This is a genomic window from Clavibacter michiganensis (assembly GCF_002151125.1).
Taxonomy (GTDB): domain Bacteria; phylum Actinomycetota; class Actinomycetes; order Actinomycetales; family Microbacteriaceae; genus Clavibacter; species Clavibacter michiganensis_C.
On the sequence record NZ_MDJZ01000015.1, the window covers coordinates 317,258 to 339,261 of the forward strand.

Below are 22,004 nucleotides of genomic sequence, written 5' to 3' on the forward strand. Positions count from 1 at the left end.
GCCCCTGGCCGTCGCCGCGGCATCGCTGGCGCTGCTGTGCGCCGGGGCGGCCCTCCGCTCGGCCGCGCTCTCGCAGACGCGCGCCAGCCGGTCGGGATCCGCGTCGACCCCGCGTCCGGTCGACCGTCGGTCGGGATCGCGCCGCGGGGGCCCCTCGGCCGACCGGCTCCGACAGGCGGCGGCCTCGGTGGCGGGGGCCGCTGGGGTCACGGCCATGCTCCTCGGCGCTGCCGCCGCCCGCGAGCCCTCGCGCCACCCGGACGCCCTCGAGAGCGCGGCGCACGCGGGAGGCACCGTGGTGGCGGACATCGTCCTCGACGAGCCGCCGGCGCCCGTCGCCGCGCACGGGGGCCACGCCCCGGGCTCCGGCGGCGCCTCGCACCCGGGCGGCAGCGCCTCCGGTCCCCGCGGCAGGTCCCGGCTCGTCGCGCACGTCACCGCCCTCCACGTCGGGACGGGCAGAGATGACCGCACGACGGTCCTGTCCGCCCCGGTTCCGGTCGTCGTGTTCGCCTCGGGGATCGGCGGTGGCCACGACGCGTCGGACCGCGCGCGCCTGGGCGTCGGGACCGTCGTGCGGGTGAGCGCCGCCGTGCGATCCTCGGATCCGGCCGACCGCGCCGCCTACCTCCTCGTCGCCCGCGGCGCGCCCGAGCCCGCGGACCAGCCCGCGGGGCCGCTCCGGGCCGCGGACGCGCTCCGCGCCGGGCTCTCCGACGCCGCGGCCGACCTCCGCGGACCGGGGGCGCAGCTGCTCCCGGGTCTCGCGATCGGCGACGTCTCGGCGGTCGATCCCGCCCTCGCGCAGACGATGAAGGACAGCTCGCTCACGCACCTCACCGCGGTGTCGGGCGCCAACTGCGCGGTCATCGTCGGACTCGTGCTGGCCCTGGCGGCGGCGGCCGGCCTGCGCCGACCGGCCCGGGCGGTCGCGGCGCTCCTGGCCCTCATCGCGTTCGTGATCCTGGTCACGCCGCAGCCCAGCGTGCTCCGCGCCGCCGTCATGGCCGCCGTCCTCATCGTCTCCAGCGCGACCGGCCGGCCCTCCCGCGGCCTGCCCGCCCTCGCCGTGGCCGTGGTCGTCCTCCTGACGGGCGATCCCTGGCTGGCGCGCGACCTCGGATTCGCCCTGAGCGTGCTGGCGACGGCCGGGCTCCTCGTGCTCGCGCCCCCGATCGCCGACCGCCTGGCGCATCGGATGCCGCGCCGCGTGGCCGAGGCGCTCGCGATCCCCGTCGCCGCGCAGGTGGCGTGCCAGCCGCTGCTCCTCGTCTTGCAGCCCGGGCTTCCCGTGCACGGGGTCCTGGCCAACGTCCTCGCCGAGCCCGCGGCCGCACCCGCCACGATCGGCGGCCTCGTCGCGTGCGTGCTGCTGCCGGCCTGGCCTGCTGCGGGCCACCTCGCGCTGCGGCTGGCGTGGCTGCCCGCGTCGTGGATCGCCGCGGTCGCGTCCGTCACGTCCCGGCTCCCGGCCGGTCGCGTGCCGTGGGCCGCGGGTCCCGCGGGCGTCGTCGCCCTCGTCCTCGTGATCGCCCTGACGGTCGCGGTCGTGGCGCTCGGCCGGACGGCGTCCCCGCGGGGTGCTCCGGCCGCCGTCCCGGGGCCGGGCGATGTCCCACCCGACGGCTAACCTGGACCCGCCCGACCGCCGGCCCGCCAGGCGGCGACCCGCACCCCGAACCCGCACCCTCCCGGAAGGACCCGCATGGCGACCAGGACGTCCCGCAGCACGGCGGCGAAGCCCTCCGCCGCCATCCCGCAGCTCCCGTGGGACGCGGTGCGGCCGGCGCCCGTCGTCCTCGTGTCCGGCACCGAGGCACTCCTCGCCGACCGGGCGATGCGGCGCCTCCGCGACATCCTCACCGCGGAGGATCCGAGCATCGAGGTCTCCGACATCGAGGCCGACTCCTACGCGCCCGGCGAGCTCATCACGCTCGCGAGCCCGTCCCTCTTCGCCGAGCCGCGCCTCATCCGGGTCGTGAACGTGGAGAAGTGCTCGGACCAGTTCCTGCTCGACGCCGTCGCGTACCTCGACTCCCCGGCCGACGACACCTACGTCGTGCTCCGGCACGCCGGGGGAGTGCGCGGCAAGAAGCTGCTCGACGCCGTGCGCTCGGGCACCGGGGGCGGCATCGAGATCGTCTGCGCCGAGCTGAAGAAGGACAGCGAGAAGCACGACTTCGCCGTCGCCGAGTTCCGCGCCGCGAAGCGCTCCATCACGCCGGGCGCCGTCCGCCAGCTCGTCTCCGCGTTCCAGGACGACGTGAGCGAGCTCGCGTCGGCGTGCCAGCAGCTCATCTCGGACACCGCGCACGAGATCACCGAGGTCACGGTCGACCAGTACTACGGCGGCCGTGTCGAGATCAACGCGTTCGCCGTCGCGGACTCCGCGATCGCGGGCCGCAGCGGCGAGGCCCTCGTGCTGCTCCGCCACGCGCTCACCTCGGGCGCGGATCCGGTGCCGCTCATCGCCGCGTTCGCGATGAAGATCCGTACGATGGCGAAGGTCTCCGGCGTCTCCGGCGCCTCGGGCCAGCTCGCGTCGAAGCTCGGAATGGCGCCGTGGCAGGTCGACCGGGCTCGTCGCGATCTGCAGCTGTGGGACGACGCGGGTCTCGGCCGCGCCATCGAGGCCCTCGCCGAGGCCGACGCGCAGGTCAAGGGCGGCGGGCGGGATCCGGTCTACTCGCTGGAGCGCATGGTGCGCACCATCGCCTCCCGCGGCCGCGACTGACCGACTCGAGACGCGCGTTGGTCGCGGCCGGACGCGAGGACCAGGACGCGGTCTCGGCACCGGTACGCGACACCCGCACCCGGACATGACGACGGGCCCCGCGCGATGCGCGGGGCCCGTGGTCGTACCAGGGGAGATCAGCCGATCTTGGCGACCTGCTTGGCGATCGCGCCCTTGCGGTTCGCGGCCTGGTTCTTGTGGATGACGCCCTTGCTGGCGGCCTTGTCGAGCTTCTTGCCGGCGAGGCTGACGGCCTTGACGGCCGCGTCCTTGTCGCCCGCGGAGATGGCCGACTTGACGGAGCGGATGGCCGTCTTCAGCTCGCTCTTGACGGCCTTGTTGCGCTCCTGGGCCTTCTTGTTGGTGCCGATGCGCTTGATCTGCGACTTGATGTTTGCCACGTGTTATGTCTTCCGTTCGAGTTGTCGTCGTATGAGTTGCCGCTCAGCGAGAGAGGGCGCCTGCGGCGATACCGCGTGATCGGGGAGGATCACACGCAAGCCAACAGGCGACGATACCAGGTCCGGGCCGGGATATCAGGCCGCGGAGCCGCGCGCGTCGCGGTCCTCGTGCGCGACGTCGTCGCCCGGGCGCACGAAGCGGGTCTCGGGCTCGTCGTCGAGCGCGTCGCGGATCCGGCGCAGGAAGTCGCCCGGCATCTCCGGCAGCGCGTCGACCGGCCACCAGGCGACCTCGAGCGACTCGTCGTCGTTGACCCGCGCCTCGCCCGAGACGTAGCGGCAGCGGAAGGTGAGGTCGAGGTAGCTGGCGCGATCGCCGTTGGGGTAGGTGATCTCGCCCGTGGTGCCGACCGCGACCAGCCGCTCGACCTCGACGATCACGCCGGTCTCCTCCTCCGCCTCGCGCCAGGCGCCGACGGCGGGCTCCTCGCCGGGCTCGAGGATCCCCGAGACGGGCGCCCAGGCGCCGGTGTCGCCGCGGCGCACGAGGAGGACCCGGGTGCCGTCGAGGATCACCGCGGTGACGCCCGAGAGCCAGAGGGGAGCGGTGCCGATGCGCTCGCGGAGGGAGGCGACGAAGTCGGGGATGCCCATGCCGCGAGCGTACCGACAGCGGGCCCGGGCTCCCGCCGCGGGAGCGCCGCCCGGCACGGCATCCTGTCCACGCGCAGCAGCCGGGCCATGCCGGGTCCGCGTCCTAGGCTCGGATCATGCCCATCTCCGACAGCACCGCTCCCGTCCGCGCGTCCGCATCCACCGTCACCGCCATCGTCGGCGGTCACGTCGTCCCCGTCGACGGCGCGCCCGTCCCGGGCGGCACCGTCCTCCTCCGCGACGGCCTCGTCGCCGCGGTCGGCCGGGGCGGCGACGTCGAGGTCCCCGAGGGCGCGACCGTCATCGACGCCGCCGGCCGCTGGGTCCTGCCCGGATTCGTCGAGGCGCACGGCCACGTCGGGATCCACGAGGAGGCCAACGGCCCCGCGGGCAACGACACGAACGAGATGACCGACCCCGACATGAGCTCGGTGCGCGCGATCGACGCCATCGACATCGACGACGAGGGCTTCCGCGACGCGCTCAAGGGCGGCGTCACGACCATCGTCGTGAAGCCCGGCTCGGGCAACCCCATCGGCGGCCAGTCGGTCGCCATCAAGTCGTGGGGCGGCCGCACCATCGACGAGCAGCTCGTCAGCGACTCCGTCAGCGTCAAGAGCGCCCTCGGCGAGAACCCGAAGCGCGTCTACGGCGAGAAGGGCAGGACGCCGTCGACGCGCCTCGGCGTCGCCATGGTGATCCGCCGCGCCTTCCGCGACGCCGAGGACTACCGCGCCGCCCGCGACCACGCCGAGAAGGAGGGCAAGCCGTTCTCCCGCGACCTCGGCAAGGAGACCCTCGTCCGCGTCCTCGACGGGGAGCTCGCGTGGGACCAGCACACGCACCGCCACGACGACATCGCGACCGCGATCCGCCTGGCCGACGAGTTCGGCTACCGCCTCGTGGTCAACCACGGCACCGAGGGCGACAAGATCGCGGACGTGCTCGCCGAGCGCGGCATCCCCGTGATCTTCGGCCCGATGATCACGTCGCGCTCCAAGGTCGAGCTCCGCGACCGCGCCGTCGCCAACCTCGCGGCGCTGCACCGCGCGGGCGTCCTCGTCGCGATCACGACCGACGCGCCCGTCGTGCCCATCGACTTCCTGGTGCACCAGGCGTCCTTCGCCGTGAAGGACGGCCTACCCGCCGACATCGCGATCCGCGCCATCACCGCGAACCCGGCCGCGATCCTCCGCCTCGACCACCGCGTGGGCGCGCTCACGCCGGGCCTCGACGCCGACGTCGTGATCTGGTCGGGTGACCCGCTCGACGTGCAGTCGCGCGCCGAGCACGTCATCATCGGCGGCGACACGGTCTACACGTGGGCCGACGGCCGGGGCACGACGGTCGAGCGCGGCACGCGCTTCGGTTCATGAGCGCGGCACCGGGCGCGGCCGCTCCACGCACCGCCGTCGTGGCGGGCGCGTCCGGCTTCATCGGACAGGTGCTCGTGCGCGAGCTCGCGGACGAGGGCTACCGCGTGCTCACGATCGGCCGCTCCGGCGCCGACGCGCGCTGGGGCGACGAGGACGGGATCCGCCGCATCGTCGACGGCGCCGATCTCCTGGTGAACCTCGCGGGGAAGAGCGTGAACTGCCGCTACGGCGTCGCGAACCGCCGGGAGATCCGCCGCTCGCGCACGGAGACGACGGCCGAGCTCGCACGCGCCGTCGCGGACAGCGCACGGCCCGTGCCGGTCTGGATCAACGCCTCCACCGCCACCGTCTACCGGCACGCGACCGACCGACCGCAGACCGAGTCGACGGGCGAGCTCGGCGACGACTTCTCGCCGTCGGTCGGCCGCGCCTGGGAGCGCGCCTTCCTCGCGCCCGAGCTGCCCGCGACCCGGCGCGTGGCGCTCCGGATCGCGATCGTCCTCGGCCGCGACGGCGCGCTGCAACCGCTCCTCGGGCTCGCGCGCTTCGGCCTCGGCGGACCGCAGCTCGACGGCCGGTTCCCCGGACGCCCCTCCCGGATCCGCGCCGGCGCGCACCACGTGTTCCAGCCCACCCACGGCCGCCAGGTCTTCAGCTGGCTGCACATCGACGACCTGGTCGGCATCATCCGCTTCGTGCGCGACACCCCGTCGCCCGAGGGCCCGGTCAACGCGTCGAGCCCCGCGCCCGTCACCAACCGCCGGCTGATGAGGGTCCTCCGCCGCGCCGTCGGCATGCCCGTCGGGCTCGCCGCGAACCGGTGGATGCTCGAGGTCGGCATGTGGCTCTTCCGCACCGAGCCCGAGCTCGTGCTCAAGAGCCGCTGGGTCGTGCCGGAGACGCTCGAGGCGGCGGGCTTCCGCTTCCGCTGGCCGGAGCTCGACGCGGCCGTCGCCGACATCGTGCGGCGCTGACCCCGGCTCGGTGCGCGGCCGCGGTGTCGGCCGCGCCCCGCGGGGACGGCCCGGCGGGCCTCCCGTGGGATGATCGTGGTTCCGCTCCACCGACGAGACCCGTAAGGAACGCGTGAGCCCCCTAGCTACGAAGGCCCTCCGGCCCGCCGCGACCGACCCCGCGTCCATCCGCAACTTCTGCATCATCGCCCACATCGACCACGGCAAGTCCACGCTGGCCGACCGGATGCTGCAGATGACGGGCGTCGTCGACTCGCGCTCCATGCGCGCCCAGTACCTCGACCGCATGGACATCGAGCGCGAGCGCGGCATCACGATCAAGAGCCAGGCCGTGCGCATGCCGTGGGAGCTCGACGGGCGCACGTACGCGCTCAACATGATCGACACCCCGGGCCACGTCGACTTCTCCTACGAGGTATCCCGCTCGCTCGCCGCGTGCGAGGGCGCCATCCTCCTGGTCGACGCCGCGCAGGGCATCGAGGCGCAGACCCTCGCGAACCTCTACCTCGCGCTCGAGAACGACCTCACGATCATCCCGGTGCTCAACAAGATCGACCTCCCCGCGGCCGACCCCGACAAGTACGCGGCCGAGCTCGCCTCCCTCATCGGCGGCAGCCCGGAGGACGTGCTGCGCGTCTCCGGCAAGACCGGCGCCGGCGTCGAGGACCTGCTGGATCGCGTCTCGCGCACCATCCCCGCGCCCGTCGGCGACCCCGACGCCGCCGCGCGCGCCATGATCTTCGACTCGGTCTACGACGCCTACCGCGGCGTGGTCACCTACGTCCGCATGATCGACGGCAAGCTCAGCCCGCGCGAGAAGATCTCGATGATGTCGACACGGGCCACCCACGAGATCCTCGAGATCGGCGTCAGCTCGCCCGAGCCCACGCCGTCCGACGGCCTCGGGGTCGGCGAGGTCGGCTACCTCATCACGGGCGTGAAGGACGTGCGCCAGTCGAAGGTCGGCGACACCGTCACGACCGCCGCCCGCCCCGCGACCGAGGCGCTGCCCGGCTACACCGAGCCGCTGCCCATGGTCTTCTCCGGGCTCTACCCGATCGACGGATCCGACTACCCCGACCTCCGCGACGCCCTCGACAAGCTCAAGCTCTCGGACGCGGCTCTCGTCTACGAGCCCGAGACCTCGGTCGCGCTGGGCTTCGGCTTCCGCTGCGGCTTCCTCGGCCTCCTGCACCTCGAGATCATCACGGAGCGCCTGTCGCGCGAGTTCGGCCTGGACCTCATCACGACCGCGCCCAGCGTGATCTACGAGGTCACGAGCGAGGACAAGAGGACGGTCACGGTCACCAACCCGAGCGAGTTCCCGGGCGGCAAGATCGTCAGCGTCTCCGAGCCCGTGGTGAAGGCCGCGATCCTCGCGCCCAAGGACTACGTCGGCACGATCATGGAGCTGTGCCAGTCCCGGCGCGGTGTCCTCCTCGGCATGGAGTACCTCGGCGAGGACCGGGTGGAGATCCGCTACACGATGCCGCTCGGCGAGATCGTGTTCGACTTCTTCGACAACCTCAAGAGCAAGACCGCCGGGTACGCGTCGCTCGACTACGAGCCCGCGGGCTCGCAGGACTCCGACCTCGTGAAGGTCGACATCCTGCTGCAGGGCGAGCAGGTCGACGCGTTCAGCGCCATCGTGCATCGCGACAAGGCGTACGCGTACGGCGTGCTCATGACGGGCCGCCTCCGCGAGCTCATCCCGCGCCAGCAGTTCGAGGTGCCGATCCAGGCCGCCATCGGCGCCCGGATCATCGCCCGCGAGTCCATCCGCGCCATGCGGAAGGACGTGCTCGCCAAGTGCTACGGCGGCGACATCACCCGCAAGCGCAAGCTGCTCGAGAAGCAGAAGGAGGGCAAGAAGCGCATGAAGATGGTCGGCCGCGTCGAGGTCCCCCAGGAGGCGTTCATCGCCGCGCTCTCGGGCGACACGGAGAAGAAGGCGAAGTAGCCGCGAGCCCCGCACATGCGACGCGCCCCCTGCCTCGAGAGGCAGGGGGCGCGTCGTGCGTGCGGTCAGCGTCGCGGAGGCGTCATCCGCGGGGCGTCGAGCGGCCGGCGTCGCGGCGACGGCGGATCGCCGGGACGGCGACGAGCGCGAGGCCCGCGGCGAGCAGGGATCCCGTGAGCGCGATCAGCGGGACGGGGTCGGCGCCCGTCACCGGGAGCGTCGTGCGGTGGCCGACCGTCGCGACGCGGGCGCCGCTGAGCGTGAACGACACGGCGGGAGAGGAACCCGACTCGATGCTGCGCACCTCGCGCTCGTAGGGGAGGTACTGCGACTCGACCGCGGTCACGGAGTACGAACCCGACGGGAGGACCTGGTCGACGGACCACGTCCCGTCCGCGCGGACGGGGGCGGTCAGCGCGAGGGGCTCGTCGTCCGTGCCGTCGATCGTGAGCACGATCCGGGAGCCCGCGGTCCCGGTGCCGGCTACGTGCAGACGGCCGTCCACGTGCCCCGCCGGCGTCGGAGCGGTGATGGTCGGCGCCGCGGGGCGGACGGTGAACGCGACGTTGCCGATCATCGCGGTGCCGTCGTCACCCACCGACTGATCCGCCTTGACGGTCCAGAACCCGACCGGCAGCTCCTGGGTGGTGCTCCAGGTGCCGTCCGCTCCGACGTCGGCCGTGTAGTAGAGGCTGTCGGCGATGTCGCCGGGGTGACCGCGGTAGCCCTCGGCGAAGACGTAGAGGGAGATCCGCGCGCCGGCCACTCCCGTCCCCGAGAACGTCGTCGCGCCCCCGACGACCTGCTCGTCGCCCTCGGCGGGCGTGAGGACGACGGGCGCGGGGACGCCCGCAGGCTCCTCCGTCGGGGCGGGCGTCGCCTCGGCGGGCGTCGGCTCGGCGGACGTCGGCTCGGCGGACGTCGGCTCGGCGGACGTCGGCTCGGCGGGCGCCTCGACGACCGGCGCCTCGGCCGCCGGCACCGGCGTGGGGGCGGTGGCATCCGGGACCGGCGTGGCATCCGGGACCGCCAGGTCGACGGCGACGGCGACGGGGCTGGGCGTGGCGACGGGCGAGGTCGATGCCTGCGCGGGGAGCGCTCCGGCGACCAGGGCGGCCGAGAGGGCCGCCACGGCGGCGGCGGCGAGCAGGGGACGGACGGGACGGACGCGGATGCGCATGGTTTCCTCGGAGTCGGAGGGTGGGAGCACCGATGGGGAGCGAGCGACCGGATGGTCGGATCCGCGCCTCGGATTGGTCCCAACGTATCGTCGCGGCGGTGCTGCCGAATCCTTTTCTGATCACGGATTCATCACGCACACGAACATCATCCCCGCGGCGGCGCGCGCGGATGACGCGTGGGCCTCCGAGCGGTGGATGACAGGAGCATGCCCCGCGTGCTAGGCACCGGCGGCGTCCGCGCAGGCCCACGCCCTAGTCTTGACCCCATGCGCCGCAGCACCTACACCGCGACCGCCGTCACGTACGGCTCCGTCGGCGGCACCCAGGCCGTCGACCTCATGACCTACCCGCCCGAGGGCTACCGTCCCGCGGAGGCGAGCGCCCGGCTCGGCAGCGGCGACGAGCGCTTCGAGCAGGCCGTCGCCCTCCTCATGACGTGGGGTGTGCAGCGCGGCAGCGGCATCGAGGTCACGCGCATCGAGCAGGAGGTCCCGGACGACCCCGGCTACGCGGGTCTCGAGTTCGATGCCGACGGCGTGCCCCAGGTGCCCGTCGACCGCGCGCGCGAGGCGCTGTACGGCGACGACGGCACCGCGTGGATCACGTCGGGCACCTCGGCCGTGCTGCGCATGCCGTTCGGGCCGTTCCACCCCGAGGCGCCCGTCCGCGTCGTCTACACCGTGCAGGAGACCGACCGCGTCGGCTTCGCGTACGGCACGGTGCACGGCCACCCGCTGAGCGGCGAGGAGGCGTTCCTCGTCTCCCGGGAGCCCGACGGCAGCGTGTGGCTGACCCTGCGCGTCTTCTCGCGACCGGCGTCGTGGCCCATGCGGCTGGCGAGCCCGGTGCTGCGCATCGTCCAGGGCGTCTTCATGCGCCGGTACCTCAAGGCGCTGCACCCGGCGGTCGCGTCCGCCTGATCCGCGCGCGTCGCGCGAGCGGTCAGCGCGCGGCGAGCCCGTCCAGGTAGGCCATGACCTCGTCGTGGCCGGCGGCGAGGTCCGTCACGACGACGGCCGCGTGAGCGTCTGGCGCCCGCAGCTGCTCGACGTCGTAGGCGCCCGTCGCCACCGCGACGAACGGGAAGCCCGCGGCCTCGGCCGCGACGCCGTCCGCGGGGGTGTCGCCGATGATCACGACGGTCGCGCCCTCGAGCGCCTCCGCGGCGCGGCGCGTGAGGTCGCTGCGGACCCGTGCCTCGTGCCCGAAGAACGACGCGTCCCAGTCGAAGAGGGCGACGTCGAGACCGGCGCCGTCGAGCTTGTAGCGGGCGCGGAGCGGCGAGTTGCCGGTGAGCAGCGCGTTGACCCAGCCGCGTCCGGCGACGTCGGCGACGAGGCGGGGGACGCCGACCGGCACCTCGCGACGCCCGGCGCCGTAGTGCTCGACGCGCGACATGCCCTCGAGCTCCTCCCGGACGGCCCCGTGCAGGGACGCAGGCAGGCCGTACAGGTCGAGCATCTCCCAGATGATCTGCCCGTCCGTCTTCCCGTGCGCGTGGACGCTGCGGTCCTCCAGCGCCTCGCCCGCCGCGAGCTCGATCGCCCGGTGGTACATGCCTCCGGCGCGGGGTCCGTTGAGCAGGAGCGTGCCGTCGACGTCCCAGAGGACGTGCAGGGGCCGGGGCGAGGAGGCGTCGGTCATGCCCCCATCCTGCCGGAGCACGGGGCCGGCCCCGACGGCGGCGCACGGGGACGCTGCCCGCGCGGGGGATGATGGACGGATGCCGTCCGCCCTGCCCCTCGCCGATCCCGCCCCCGCCGACGGCCTGCTCCCCGCCTCCGCGGCCGACGGCGCCGGGTCCCGGGCGTTCGGCGTCTACCTGCACGTCCCGTTCTGCCGCGTCCGCTGCGGCTACTGCGACTTCAACACGTACACGGCGCCCGAGCTCCGCGGCGTGAAGCAGTCCGACTACGCGTCGCAGGCCGTGCAGGAGGTGCGCTTCGCCGGATCCGCGCTCCGCGACTCCGGCGTGCCCGCGCGCCCCGCGTCCACCGTCTTCCTCGGCGGCGGCACACCGACGCTCCTGCCCGTGGAGGACCTCGTCCGGATGCTCGACGCCGTGCGCGACGCCTTCGGGCTCGCCGACGGCGCCGAGGTCACGACCGAGGCCAACCCCGACAGCGTCGACGACGCCTACCTCGCCGCCCTCGCGGCCGGCGGCTTCACGCGGGTGTCCTTCGGCATGCAGTCCGCCGTGCCCCGCGTGCTCGCGACGCTCGAGCGCACGCACGACCCCGCCCGCATCGCCCCCGTGGTCCGCGGCGCCCGCGCGGCCGGCCTCGAGGTGAGCCTCGACCTCATCTACGGCACGCCGGGGGAGACCATCGACGACTGGCGCGCCTCGCTCGAGCAGGCGATCGGGGAGCAGCCCGACCACCTCTCCGCGTACGCGCTCATCGTCGAGCCGGGCACGAAGCTCGCGCGGCAGATCCGCCGCGGCGAGGTGCCGGAGCCCGACGAGGACATGCAGGCCGACATGTACGAGCTCGCCGACCGCATGCTCGGCGAGGCCGGCTACGAGTGGTACGAGGTGAGCAACTGGGCCCGCGACGGGCGTCGCAGCCGCCACAACCTCGCCTACTGGCAGGGCCACGACTGGTGGGGCGTCGGCCCCGGCGCGCACAGCCACGTCGGCGGGGTCCGCTGGTGGAACGTCAAGCACCCGGCCGCGTACGCCGACCGCGTGCTCGCGGGGGCCTCCCCGGGAGCCGGCCGCGAGTCGCTCGACGACGCGACGCGCGAGGTGGAGCGCGTGCTCCTCGGCGCGCGCATCCGCGACGGCCTCGCGATCCCGACGCTCGCCGCGGAGGGCCGCCGGCAGGTCGCGGGCCTCATCGCGGACGGCCTGGTGGATCCCCGCGCCGCCCTGTCCGGCACGCTCGTGCTCACGCTGCAGGGACGCCTGCTGGCCGACGCCGTCGTGCGGCGGCTGCTCGAGGACTAGGCCGCCCGGTCGTCAGAGGACGACGGCGCCCACGTCGTCGCCCGCCTCGCGCTCGAGGTCGCTGCGCTCGACGCAGAACTCGTTGCCCTCGGGATCCGCGAGCACGACCCAGCCGCTCCCGTCCGCGTTCCGCCGGTCGGCGACGAGGGCGGCGCCGAGCGCGAGCACTCGCTCGACCTCCTCGTCGCGCGTCCGGTCGTCGGGCGCGAGGTCGAGGTGGACGCGGTTCTTGCCGGCCGTGGGCGCGTCGGAGCGCTGCAGGATGATGCCGAGCCCCGAGACGGGATCGCCGAGCCACGCGGCGTCCTCGCCGGGGCGGTTCGGCTCGTCCGGGTCCTCCTCGAACCCGGTGACGGCCGCCCAGAAGAGCGAGAGCGCATGGGGGTCCCGGCAGTCGACGGCGACGTGCCGGATCCGCGCGCTCATCGGCGACCGCCTACTTGATCCACCGGATGTTGAGCGGGTAGCGGTACGGCCGGCCGGCCTGGACGCGCGTGCCGCCGATGATCGCGAACACGATGTTGACGACGACGACCGCGAAGATCACGAGGCCGAGGAGCAGGGCGATGATGACGCCGAGCAGGGGGATCACCCCGAAGACCACCTGCAGCACGTTGAGGATCACGAGCGCGCCGACCACGTTGATGGTCCAGTTCGTCGCCTCCTTGCCCTCCTGGTCGGTGAACCGGCCGCGTTCGCGGAACACGAGCCAGACGATGAACGACGGCACGAGGAGGATCGCGAGGAAGTGCGTGAGCGACGCCCAGAGGCGGTCCTCGCTCGGGGTGAGCGGCGTCGGCGCGCCGTACGGGTGGGGGTCGGGTGCGGACATCGCGGGGAGCCTCTCGGTGCGCGGCGGCCGACGGTACGGCGGTCCGCCGATGGATCACGGGTGGAGCCTGGCAGCACCGGGCCCATCCACGGTACCGCCGACGACGCGCGACCGGCAACGCCGAGCACGCCCGGACCCGCGGTACGATTGGCAGTCCAGACCCACGAGTGCCAGGAGGGAGCCGCCATGGTCTCGGAACGCGGACTCGACGTCCTCCGGGTGATCGTGCAGGACTACGTGTCCTCGCGGGAGCCCGTGGGCTCCAAGTCCATCGTCGAGCGCCACGCCTTCGGCGTCTCGGCCGCCACCATCCGCAACGACATGGCCCTCCTCGAGGAGGAGGAGCTGATCGCCGCCCCGCACACCTCGTCCGGCCGCGTGCCGACCGACAAGGGCTACCGCCTCTTCGTCGACCAGCTGGCCGACGTGCGCCCCCTCACTCCCGCGCAGCGCCAGGCCATCCACGTGTTCCTCGGCGAGTCGGTCGACCTCGACGACGTGCTCGCCCGCACCGTCCGCCTCCTCGCGCAGCTCACCAACCAGGTCGCGCTCGTGCAGTACCCGTCGCTCGCCACCAGCCACGTGAAGCACGTCGAGCTCGTGGCGCTCTCGACCACGCGCGTGCTCACGGTGCTCATCACCGACACGGGCCGCGTCGAGCAGCGCGTCGTCGAGCTGGCGGGCGACCCGGACGACGCGTTCCTCGCGGTCATGCGCACCCGGATCAACCGGGCCGTCGGCGGGCTGGGCCTCGCGGAGGCGGCGACCCGGCTCGAGACGCTGTCCGACGAGGTCGAGCCGGCGCAGCGCGCCGCGGCGTCCGTCCTCGCCGGCACGCTCGTGGAGCAGGTGCTCGCCAACCGGCAGGAGCGGCTGCTCCTGGCGGGATCCGCGAACCTCGCCCGCACCGAGCGCGACTTCCCGGGCAGCATCTCGCCCGTCCTCGAGGCCATCGAGGAGCAGGTGGTGCTGCTGCGCCTGCTCGGCGAGATGGAGGCCGACCAGCACGGCGTCTCGGTGAGCATCGGCCGGGAGAACGCCCCGTTCGGCCTCGGCGAGACGAGCGTGCTCACCAGCGGCTACAGCTCGTCCGGCGGCGTGCTCGCGCGCCTCGGCGTGCTGGGGCCGACCCGCATGGACTACTCCACCAACATGGCGTCGGTGCGCGCGGTCGCGCGCTACCTCTCCCGCCTGCTCGAGGAGCGGTGACGGCCCCGCGCCGGCGCACCGCCCCTGATCCCCACGACCATCACCACCGAAGGGCCCGACGTGGCTGACCACTACGAAGTACTCGGCGTGAGCCGCGAGGCGACGCCAGAGGAGATCAAGAAGGCGTACCGCAAGCAGGCGCGCCAGCTCCACCCGGACGTCAACGACGCCCCCGACGCCGCCGAGCGGTTCAAGCTCGTGACGCACGCGTACGACGTGCTGTCGGATCCCCAGCAGCGCCAGCAGTACGACCTCGGCCCGCAGGCCGGGTTCGGCGGGGGCGGCGGCCAGGGCTTCGGCGGGTTCGGCGACATCTTCGAGACGTTCTTCGGCGGCCAGCAGGGCGGCGGCGGACGCGGCCCCCGGTCCCGCCAGGAGCGCGGCCAGGACGCCCTCCTCCGCGTGGAGGTCGAGCTCGAGGAGGTCATCTTCGGCGTGCACCGCGACCTCGAGGTCGACACGGCGGTCGTGTGCGACACGTGCCACGGATCCTGCGCGCAGCCGGGCACGAGCGCCGTCACGTGCGACATCTGCCGCGGATCCGGCAGCATCCAGCGCCAGGTCCGCTCGCTCCTCGGCAACGTCATGACGTCGAGCCCCTGCGGCACCTGCCGCGGCTACGGCACCGTCATCCCGCACCCGTGCCCCACCTGCCAGGGTCAGGGCCGCGTCCGCGCGCGTCGCACCGTGCCGGTCGACATCCCGGCCGGCGTCGACACGGGCCTGCGCCTCCAGATGCCGGGCTCCGGAGAGGTCGGCCCCGCGGGCGGCCCGAACGGCGACCTGTACCTCGAGATCAAGGTCAAGCACCACGAGGTCTTCAGCCGCAACGGCGACGACCTCCTCGCGACCGTCGAGGTGAGCATGGTCGACGCGATCCTCGGCAGCGACGCGCACATCGAGGCCCTCGACGGCGACGTCGACCTAGAGCTCCGCCCCGGCATCCAGAGCGCCGAGATCATCACGGTCCGCGGTCGCGGCGTCACCAAGCTCCGCGGCTCCGGGCGCGGCGACCTCAAGATCGGGATCCAGGTGGTCACGCCGCAGAAGCTCGACCACAAGGAGCGCGACCTCATCCAGCAGTTCGCGCGTCGCAACAAGGCGCCGGCCCCGCACCTGGCGCACTTCCAGCAGGGCCTCTTCCAGAAGCTCCGCGACCGCTTCCTCAACGTCTGACCGTGGCGCACTTCTACCTGGCCGACGACATCGGCGCCAGCGACCTCGCTGTCGACCGCGTCATCGTGCTCACCGGGCAGGAGGCGCGGCACGCCGTGACGGTGAGCCGCGTCCGCGCGGGCGAGGCGCTCCTCGTCGGCGACGGACGCGGCACCGTCGCGTCGTGCACCGTGACGTCGGCGGAGGCGCAGCGCCTGGAGCTCCACGTCGGCTCCGTCGAGGCGCACCCGGAGCCGTCCCCGCGGATCGTCCTCGTGCAGGCGCTCGCCAAGGGCGACCGCGACGAGCTCGCCGTGCAGGCCGCCACCGAGCTGGGCGTCGACGCCGTGATCCCGTGGCAGGCGCAGCGCTCCGTCTCCCGCTGGGAGGGCCAGAAGGTCGCCAAGGGCCGGGACCGCTGGCGGGCGATCGTCCGCGAGGCCGTGAAGCAGTCCATCCGGCCGCGCGTGCCCGGTGTGGAGGAGCTCGCGACGACGAGGGACCTCGTCCGCATGGCCGCGACCGCCCGCGTGCTCGTGCTCGACCCCACGGCGGACGCACGGCTCTCGCGGCTCGACCTGGCGACGGCCGACGGCGCCGCGTCGACCGACGTCCTGCTCGTCGTCGGGCCCGAGGGCGGCATCAGCCCGGCCGAGGTCGAGCAGCTCCGCGCGGCCGGAGCGATCCCGGTCGCGCTGGGGTCGGGCATCCTCCGCACGTCGACCGCGGGACCGGCCGCGCTCGCGCTCGTCAACGCGGCGCTCGGGCGCTGGTGACGTCGCGGGTCCCGCGTAGGCTGGGCGCATGACCAGCACCGCAGAGCCCACCGTCTTCGAGCGCATCGTCGCGCGCGAGATCCCGGCCGAGATCGTGGCGGAGACCGACCGCGTCATCGCCTTCGAGGACATCGCGCCCAAGGCGCCCGTGCACGTGCTCGTGGTGCCGAAGACCGCCGCGTACCGCGACGTCGTCGAGCTCGCCGCGGGCGACCCGGCGCTCCTCGCGGAGGTCGTCGAGGTCGCATCGCGCATCGGCGCCGAGCGCGCCGACGGCCAGTTCCGCCTCGTCTTCAACACGGGCGCCGACGCCGGGCAGACCGTCTTCCACGTGCACGCGCACGTGCTCGCCGGCTTCGGCGGCCAGGAGGACCATGTCGGGCTCTGACCCGCGGGGCGGCGCGTCCGCGGAGGCGGACCGCGTCGAGCAGACGGCGACCATGGAGGGCGTGCTCATGGTGCGCCTCCTGGGGCCGCAGGACCGGCTGCTCCGGCAGATCGAGCGCGAGCACCCGGACGTCGACGTCCGGGTCCGCGGCAACGAGATCACGCTCGTCGGCACCCGGGCGGACGTGGCCGCGGCCCGTCGGCTCATCGACGAGGTCGTGGCGATGGTGGAGGACGGACAGCACGTGGAACCCCAGGAGATCGAGACGAGCGCTCGCCGGCTCGGCGAGGACGACGCGCGGACCCTGTCCGACGTGCTGAGCGAGGCCATCGTGCAGTCGCGCGGCCGCACCGTCCGCCCGAAGACCGAGGGCCAGAAGCAGTACGTGCAGGCCATCGACGAGAGCACCATCGTGTTCGGCATCGGCCCCGCGGGCACGGGCAAGACCTACCTCGCGATGGCCAAGGCCGTCCAGGCGCTGCAGCGCAAGGAGGTCGAGCGGATCATCCTCACGCGGCCCGCCGTCGAGGCGGGGGAGCGGCTCGGCTACCTGCCGGGGTCGCTCACGGACAAGATCGACCCGTACCTCCGCCCGCTGTTCGACGCGCTGAACGAGATGATGGACCCCGAGCTGGTGCCGAAGCTCATGGCGTCGAACACCATCGAGGTCGCGCCGCTCGCCTACATGCGCGGGCGCACGCTCAACAACGCCTTCGTCGTGCTCGACGAGGCGCAGAACACGACGCCCGAGCAGATGAAGATGTTCCTGACCCGCCTCGGCTTCGGCTCGAAGATGGTCGTGACCGGCGACATCACGCAGGTCGACCTGCCCACGGGATCGAGCGGCCTCCAGCTCGTCACGCGCGTCCTCGAGGGGATGGACGACATCCACTTCTCCCGCCTCACGAGCGACGACGTCGTGCGGCACACCCTGGTCGGCCGCATCGTGGACGCGTACACGCGCTACGACGCGGAGCGCCAGGCCGCCGACCACCTCCGCGCCGAGCGCCGCACCGCCCCTGGGAGCACCCGATGAGCATCGAGATCAACAACGAGTCGGCGATCGAGGTCGACGAGCCGCTCATCCAGCGGCTCGCCACCTACGCGCTCGACACCCTGCACGTGCACCCCGACGCGGAGCTGGCCATCGTCATGGTGGACGAGGGCGCGATGGAGCAGCTGCACGTGCAGTGGATGGACGAGCCCGGCCCGACGGACGTCCTGAGCTTCCCGATGGACGAGCTGCGCCCCGGCACCGAGGACCGGCCGACGCCCGCCGGCCTCCTCGGCGACATCGTCGTGTGCCCGCAGGTCGCCGCCGAGCAGGCCGTGACGGCGGGGCACTCCACGATGGAGGAGATCCTGCTGCTCACGGCGCACGGGATCCTGCACCTGCTCGGCTTCGACCACGCCGAGCCCGACGAGGAGCGCGAGATGTTCGGGCTCCAGCGCGACATCCTGATCGGGTTCGCCATGAGCGAGCGCGGTCGCTGACCCGCCGACGATGCTCGCCCTCCTCCTCCCCGCGTTCCTCCTCGTCGTCCTCGGCGGCCTGTTCGCCGCGTCCGAGTCCGCCATCTCCTCGCTGTCCCGCGCGGACATCCAGGAGCTCGCCCTCACCTCGCGCGCACGCCGCTCGATGCTCGCCATCTCCACGGACACCGGCGCCTACGTCAACTCGCTGAGCTTCGTGCGCATCGTCGCGGAGACGAGCGCGGCCGTCCTCGTGACCCTGGCGCTCGCGTACACGATCGACGAGTGGTGGATCACGATGCTCGTGGCCGCCGCGATCATGACGGCCGTCTCCTTCGTGCTGGTCGGCGCGAGCCCGCGCTCGGTCGGCCGGGTGCACGCCCGCCCGCTGCTGGCCTGGACGGCGCTCATGGTGCGCGTGATCCGCGTCTCCATCGGCCCGGTCGCCGACGCGCTCGTCGCCCTCGGCAACCGGGTGACGCCCGGCCGCCCCAAGACCGTCGCCACCTTCACCAGCGAGGAGCAGCTGCTCAGCATGGTCGACGAGGCCACCGAGCTCGAGGTGCTCGAGGAGGACGACCGCGAGCTCATCCACTCCATCTTCGAGTTCAACGACACGGTCGTGCGCGAGGTGATGATCCCGCGCACCGACATGGTCGTCGTGGAGCAGACCGTGCACGTCGGATCCGCGCTCGGCGTCTTCCTCTCGCGCGGCATCTCCCGGGCGCCGGTCACCGGTCGCGACTCGGACGAGATCGAGGGCGTGCTGTACCTCCGCGACCTCGCGCGCATGGTCTACGAGCGGCCGGAGGAGGCCGAGCGCACGACCGTCGACCAGCTCGCGCGGCCCGCCGTCTTCGTGCCCGAGTCGCAGAAGGCCGACGCGCTGCTCCGCCAGATGCAGCTCGAGTCCAACCACCTCGCCATGGTCGTGGACGAGTACGGCGGCATCGCCGGGCTCGTCACGCTCGAGGACCTCATCGAGGAGCTGGTCGGCGACATCAGCGACGAGTACGACCGCGACGTCCCCGAGTACGAGGACCTGGGGGACGGCGTGTACCGTGTGAGCGCCCGACTCCCGATCGACGAGCTGGGCGACCTGTTCGGGCTGGAGCTCGACGACGACGACGTGGACAGCGCCGGCGGCCTGCTCGCCAAGACCCTGGGGCGCCTGCCCGAGCGCGGATCCGTCGTGGCCGTCGGCGGGCTCGTCCTCACGGCCGACCGGGTCGAGGGGCGCCGCACGCGCGTCAGCACGATCCTCGTCGAGCGCGACCGCGCGGCCGACGCACCCGAGACCCACGAGGCGGCCCCCGCGGGCGCCGCCGCCAGCAGAGGACACGACCATGACTGATCCCCAGGACGACGAGACGGCCGTCGACGCGGCGCCGGAGCCCGCCCCCCTGTCCGACGAGGCGTGGGGCATCGACCGCGACGCCGAGCCCGCGCGCGCGAAGCGCAAGCCGCGCGGCGGCGCGCCCGCGTACCGCGCCGGCTTCGTCTCGTTCGTCGGCCGCCCGAACGTCGGCAAGTCGACGCTGACGAACGCGCTGGTGGGGGAGAAGGTCGCCATCACGAGCTCCAAGCCGCAGACGACCCGCAAGGCGATCCGCGGCATCGTGCACCGGCCGGACGGGCAGCTCATCCTGGTGGACACCCCCGGGATCCACCGCCCGCGCACGCTCCTCGGCGAGCGGCTGAACGCGCTGGTGCAGACGACGCTCGGCGACGTCGACGTCATCGGGCTGTGCATCCCCGCGGACGAGCGGCTCGGCCCGGGCGACCGCTTCATCAACGAGCAGCTCGACGAGTACCCGCGCGCCCGCAAGGTCGCGATCGTCACGAAGACCGACTCCGCGTCGCGCCACGCCGTCGCCGAGCAGCTGCTCGCCGTGCAGGAGCTGCGCGAGTGGGACGCAATCGTGCCCGTCTCGGCCGTCGAGGCGATCCAGCTCGACGCGCTCGTGGGCGAGCTCCTGAAGGCCCTGCCCGTCTCCGAGCAGCTCTACCCGTCCGACGCCGTCACCGAGGAGGGGCTCGAGGCGCGCATCTCGGAGCTCATCCGCGAGGCCGCGCTCGAGGGCGTGCAGGACGAGCTTCCGCACTCCCTCGCCGTCACGATCGACGACATGATCCAGCGCGAGGACAAGGAGCTGCTCGAGATCTACGCCAACCTCTTCGTCGAGCGCGACAGCCAGAAGGGCATCGTCATCGGCGCGCAGGGGTCCCGGCTCAAGCACGTCGGGCAGGTGGCCCGCGCGCAGATCGAGCCGCTCGTCGGCACGCGCGTGTTCCTGTCGCTGCGCGTGAAGATCGCGAAGGACTGGCAGCGCGACCCGAAGCTGCTCGGCCGCCTCGGCTTCTGATCCGCGGGGCGCCCCCGTACATCCCGCGGATGAGATCGGGGCGCCTCCGCGGGGATCATCGGCCGCCGGGGGCTCGTCGACCGGGCGCGGCCCGTACGGTGGTCGCATGCTCCGACGGATCCCGAGGTACCAGCTCGTCCTCGACGTCGTCCTCGCCGTGGCCTTCGTCGTCCTCCTCGCCCCCGGGTCCATCGGCGTCGCCGCCGCCAGCGCCTTCGGCGTCTTCGCCTTCACGACCTCCGGGATCTCGCTCGTCCTCGTGCTCGTCATGGGCGCGGCCCTGTCCGTCCGGCGCCTCTCGCCCGGCCTGTCCCTGGCCATCGCGTGGGCGGGCGCGGCCGTCCAGATGAGCCAGGGCGCCGGGGTCGAGCCCGGCGACCTCGCCATCGCGGGCGTCGTGTACTGCACCGCCGCGTACGGCGGCCGCGTGGTGCGTGCCCTCGGGCTGGCGTCCGCGATCGTCGGCGGCGTCGTCGGCGCCTCCTACCTGTCCTTCACCGCGGGCCGCGTGCCCATCGGCGGCGAGGCGTTCCGCACGGGGGAGTGGACCGCGTTCGCCACCCTGTTCCTGTTCCTCCTCCTCTGCGCGTGGAGCGTGCTGCTCGCGTCGTGGACGGCGGGCCGGCTCGTGGTCGCGTCCCGCGCGTCGCACGCGAGCCGCGACGCGCAGGAGGCCGCCGAGCGCGACCAGGCGCGCGCGCTGCACGACGTGGTCGTCGAGCAGGAGCGGAACCGCATCGCGCGCGACATGCACGACGTCGTCGCCCACTCGCTCGCCGTCGTGATCGCGCAGGCTGACGGCGCCCGCTACGCGCGGCTGGTGGATCCGGAGGCCGCCGACCAGGCGCTGCGCACCATCTCGTCCACCGCGCGCCAGGCGCTCGGCGACGTGCGGATCCTCCTCGCGCAGCTCCGGCACAGCGAGGACGACACCCCCCAGCCCGAGCTGAAGGAGCTGAGCGACCTCATCGAGCAGATGCGCTCCACGGGCCTCACGATCCAGTTCGCGGAGACCGGCCAGCCCGGCGAGTTCGGCACCGGGCAGCAGCTCGCCGTGTACCGGATCGTCCAGGAGGCGCTCACCAACGTGCTCCGGCACGGCGACGTCGCGCATCCGGTGGAAGTCGAGCTCGCCTGGGAGCCGGACGGCGTGTCGGTGTCCGTGCGCAGCCGGACGCTCCCGGATCCGGTGCGCCCCGCCCGCACCACGACGGGGATCATCGCCCTCCCCGTGCTGCCGCCCGCACCCGCCACGTCCGCGCAGCCGGTCGGGCACGGCCTGGCCGGGATGCGGGAGCGCGCGACGCTCTCGGGCGGCCGCTTCTCGGCGGGCGTCCGCGAGGGCGTGTGGACCGTGTCCGCGTGGATCCCCTTCGCGCCCGCCACGCGTCCCGTGCCCCGCGTGCCCGTCGCCGGCGCATCCGTCGGCACGGGGGCGGACGCGCCCAGCCGCCCCCTCACGCTCGACGAGCTGTTCCCCCCGGAGGCGGCGGCCGCGGGCACCGCGACGCCGCGCGCGCCCGTGAGCCCGCACCGCACCACGGCGGCCCGCGGGGCCGCCGCCGCCTCCGCCGCCCG

22 protein-coding genes are annotated in these 22,004 nt (G+C 73.6%); 16 read left to right on the plus strand and 6 right to left on the minus strand.

Annotated features, from left to right (window positions below):
• Positions 1-214 precede the first annotated feature (214 nt).
• Together BFL37_RS09280 and holA are read left to right on the plus strand one after the other, a co-directional pair.
• Complete coding sequence (locus BFL37_RS09280; RefSeq protein ID WP_241533932.1) at positions 215-1,630, plus strand: ComEC/Rec2 family competence protein; 1,416 nt, start codon at positions 215-217, stop codon at positions 1,628-1,630.
• Positions 1,631-1,705: 75 nt separating this feature from the next.
• A complete protein-coding gene (gene holA / locus BFL37_RS09285; RefSeq protein WP_086514825.1) occupies positions 1,706-2,734 on the plus strand; it encodes a DNA polymerase III subunit delta in 1,029 nt (342 codons plus the stop codon).
• A gap of 137 nt (positions 2,735-2,871) precedes the next feature.
• On the opposite strand, the gene rpsT is transcribed toward holA, so the two are convergent.
• Both rpsT and BFL37_RS09295 read right to left on the minus strand, forming a co-directional pair.
• Positions 2,872-3,135 (minus strand): 30S ribosomal protein S20, encoded by a 264-nt coding sequence (gene rpsT, locus BFL37_RS09290; RefSeq protein ID WP_086514826.1) that lies wholly within the window; start codon positions 3,133-3,135, stop codon positions 2,872-2,874.
• Between the two features lie 135 nt (positions 3,136-3,270).
• Entirely contained in the window at positions 3,271-3,789 is a 519-nt protein-coding gene (locus BFL37_RS09295; RefSeq protein WP_086514827.1) for an NUDIX hydrolase, read from the minus strand.
• A gap of 116 nt (positions 3,790-3,905) precedes the next feature.
• Here BFL37_RS09295 and BFL37_RS09300 point away from each other — a divergent pair, with 116 nt between their 5' ends.
• From BFL37_RS09300 to lepA, 3 genes are all read left to right on the plus strand, one after another.
• Positions 3,906-5,165: an amidohydrolase gene (locus BFL37_RS09300; RefSeq protein ID WP_086514828.1), complete on the plus strand. Its 1,260-nt coding sequence runs from the start codon at positions 3,906-3,908 to the stop codon at positions 5,163-5,165.
• Positions 5,162-6,139 carry an epimerase gene (locus tag BFL37_RS09305; protein ID WP_086514829.1) on the plus strand — a complete coding sequence of 326 codons (978 nt, stop codon included), beginning with the start codon at positions 5,162-5,164 and terminating at the stop codon, positions 6,137-6,139. The genes BFL37_RS09300 and BFL37_RS09305 overlap by 4 nt, the downstream gene beginning before the upstream one ends.
• Before the next feature lie 112 nt (positions 6,140-6,251).
• Positions 6,252-8,099: a translation elongation factor 4 gene (gene lepA, locus BFL37_RS09310; RefSeq protein WP_086514830.1), complete on the plus strand. Its 1,848-nt coding sequence runs from the start codon at positions 6,252-6,254 to the stop codon at positions 8,097-8,099.
• An 82-nt stretch (positions 8,100-8,181) separates the two neighbouring features.
• Here lepA and BFL37_RS09315 read toward each other — a convergent pair whose 3' ends face one another.
• Complete coding sequence (locus BFL37_RS09315; protein ID WP_086514831.1) at positions 8,182-9,279, minus strand: hypothetical protein; 1,098 nt, start codon at positions 9,277-9,279, stop codon at positions 8,182-8,184.
• Positions 9,280-9,546: 267 nt separating this feature from the next.
• Here BFL37_RS09315 and BFL37_RS09320 point away from each other — a divergent pair, with 267 nt between their 5' ends.
• On the plus strand, positions 9,547-10,200 hold the full coding sequence (locus BFL37_RS09320) for a DUF1990 family protein (RefSeq protein ID WP_086514832.1): 654 nt from the start codon (positions 9,547-9,549) through the stop codon (positions 10,198-10,200).
• Between the two features lie 22 nt (positions 10,201-10,222).
• On the opposite strand, the gene BFL37_RS09325 is transcribed toward BFL37_RS09320, so the two are convergent.
• Positions 10,223-10,924 (minus strand): HAD family hydrolase, encoded by a 702-nt coding sequence (locus tag BFL37_RS09325; RefSeq protein ID WP_086514833.1) that lies wholly within the window; start codon positions 10,922-10,924, stop codon positions 10,223-10,225.
• A gap of 79 nt (positions 10,925-11,003) precedes the next feature.
• Between BFL37_RS09325 and hemW the strand changes: the two genes are divergently transcribed.
• The gene (gene hemW, locus BFL37_RS09330) at positions 11,004-12,227 is read left to right on the plus strand and encodes a radical SAM family heme chaperone HemW (protein ID WP_086514834.1); all 1,224 of its coding nucleotides are present in this window, start codon (positions 11,004-11,006) and stop codon (positions 12,225-12,227) included.
• A 12-nt stretch (positions 12,228-12,239) separates the two neighbouring features.
• Here the strand turns inward: hemW and BFL37_RS09335 are convergent, their stop codons facing one another.
• The gene (locus BFL37_RS09335; protein WP_086514835.1) at positions 12,240-12,653 is read right to left on the minus strand and encodes a VOC family protein; all 414 of its coding nucleotides are present in this window, start codon (positions 12,651-12,653) and stop codon (positions 12,240-12,242) included.
• A gap of 10 nt (positions 12,654-12,663) precedes the next feature.
• Positions 12,664-13,059, minus strand: coding sequence for a DUF4870 domain-containing protein (locus BFL37_RS09340; protein WP_086514836.1), 396 nt, complete (start codon positions 13,057-13,059; stop codon positions 12,664-12,666).
• Positions 13,060-13,245: 186 nt separating this feature from the next.
• Between BFL37_RS09340 and hrcA the strand changes: the two genes are divergently transcribed.
• The 9 genes from hrcA to BFL37_RS09385 form a co-directional block, all read left to right on the plus strand.
• Positions 13,246-14,268, plus strand: coding sequence for a heat-inducible transcriptional repressor HrcA (gene hrcA, locus BFL37_RS09345; RefSeq protein ID WP_086514837.1), 1,023 nt, complete (start codon positions 13,246-13,248; stop codon positions 14,266-14,268).
• Positions 14,269-14,328: 60 nt separating this feature from the next.
• Positions 14,329-15,444, plus strand: a complete 1,116-nt coding sequence (gene dnaJ / locus BFL37_RS09350; protein WP_086514838.1) for a molecular chaperone DnaJ — start codon at positions 14,329-14,331, stop codon at positions 15,442-15,444.
• Between the two features lie 2 nt (positions 15,445-15,446).
• A complete protein-coding gene (locus BFL37_RS09355; protein WP_086514839.1) occupies positions 15,447-16,199 on the plus strand; it encodes a 16S rRNA (uracil(1498)-N(3))-methyltransferase in 753 nt (250 codons plus the stop codon).
• A 28-nt stretch (positions 16,200-16,227) separates the two neighbouring features.
• On the plus strand, positions 16,228-16,587 hold the full coding sequence (locus BFL37_RS09360) for a histidine triad nucleotide-binding protein (RefSeq protein ID WP_086514840.1): 360 nt from the start codon (positions 16,228-16,230) through the stop codon (positions 16,585-16,587).
• Entirely contained in the window at positions 16,574-17,623 is a 1,050-nt protein-coding gene (locus BFL37_RS09365) for a PhoH family protein (protein WP_086514841.1), read from the plus strand. Before BFL37_RS09360 ends, BFL37_RS09365 begins: the two co-directional genes overlap by 14 nt.
• Positions 17,620-18,081, plus strand: coding sequence for an rRNA maturation RNase YbeY (ybeY, locus tag BFL37_RS09370; RefSeq protein WP_043669058.1), 462 nt, complete (start codon positions 17,620-17,622; stop codon positions 18,079-18,081). The genes BFL37_RS09365 and ybeY overlap by 4 nt, the downstream gene beginning before the upstream one ends.
• Before the next feature lie 10 nt (positions 18,082-18,091).
• Positions 18,092-19,414, plus strand: coding sequence for a hemolysin family protein (locus BFL37_RS09375; protein ID WP_086514842.1), 1,323 nt, complete (start codon positions 18,092-18,094; stop codon positions 19,412-19,414).
• Complete coding sequence (gene era / locus BFL37_RS09380; protein ID WP_241533933.1) at positions 19,407-20,426, plus strand: GTPase Era; 1,020 nt, start codon at positions 19,407-19,409, stop codon at positions 20,424-20,426. Before BFL37_RS09375 ends, era begins: the two co-directional genes overlap by 8 nt.
• A 106-nt stretch (positions 20,427-20,532) precedes the next feature.
• Positions 20,533-22,004, plus strand: a 1,472-nt coding sequence (locus BFL37_RS09385; protein ID WP_086514843.1) for a sensor histidine kinase, incomplete at its 3' end; no start/stop codon positions are given.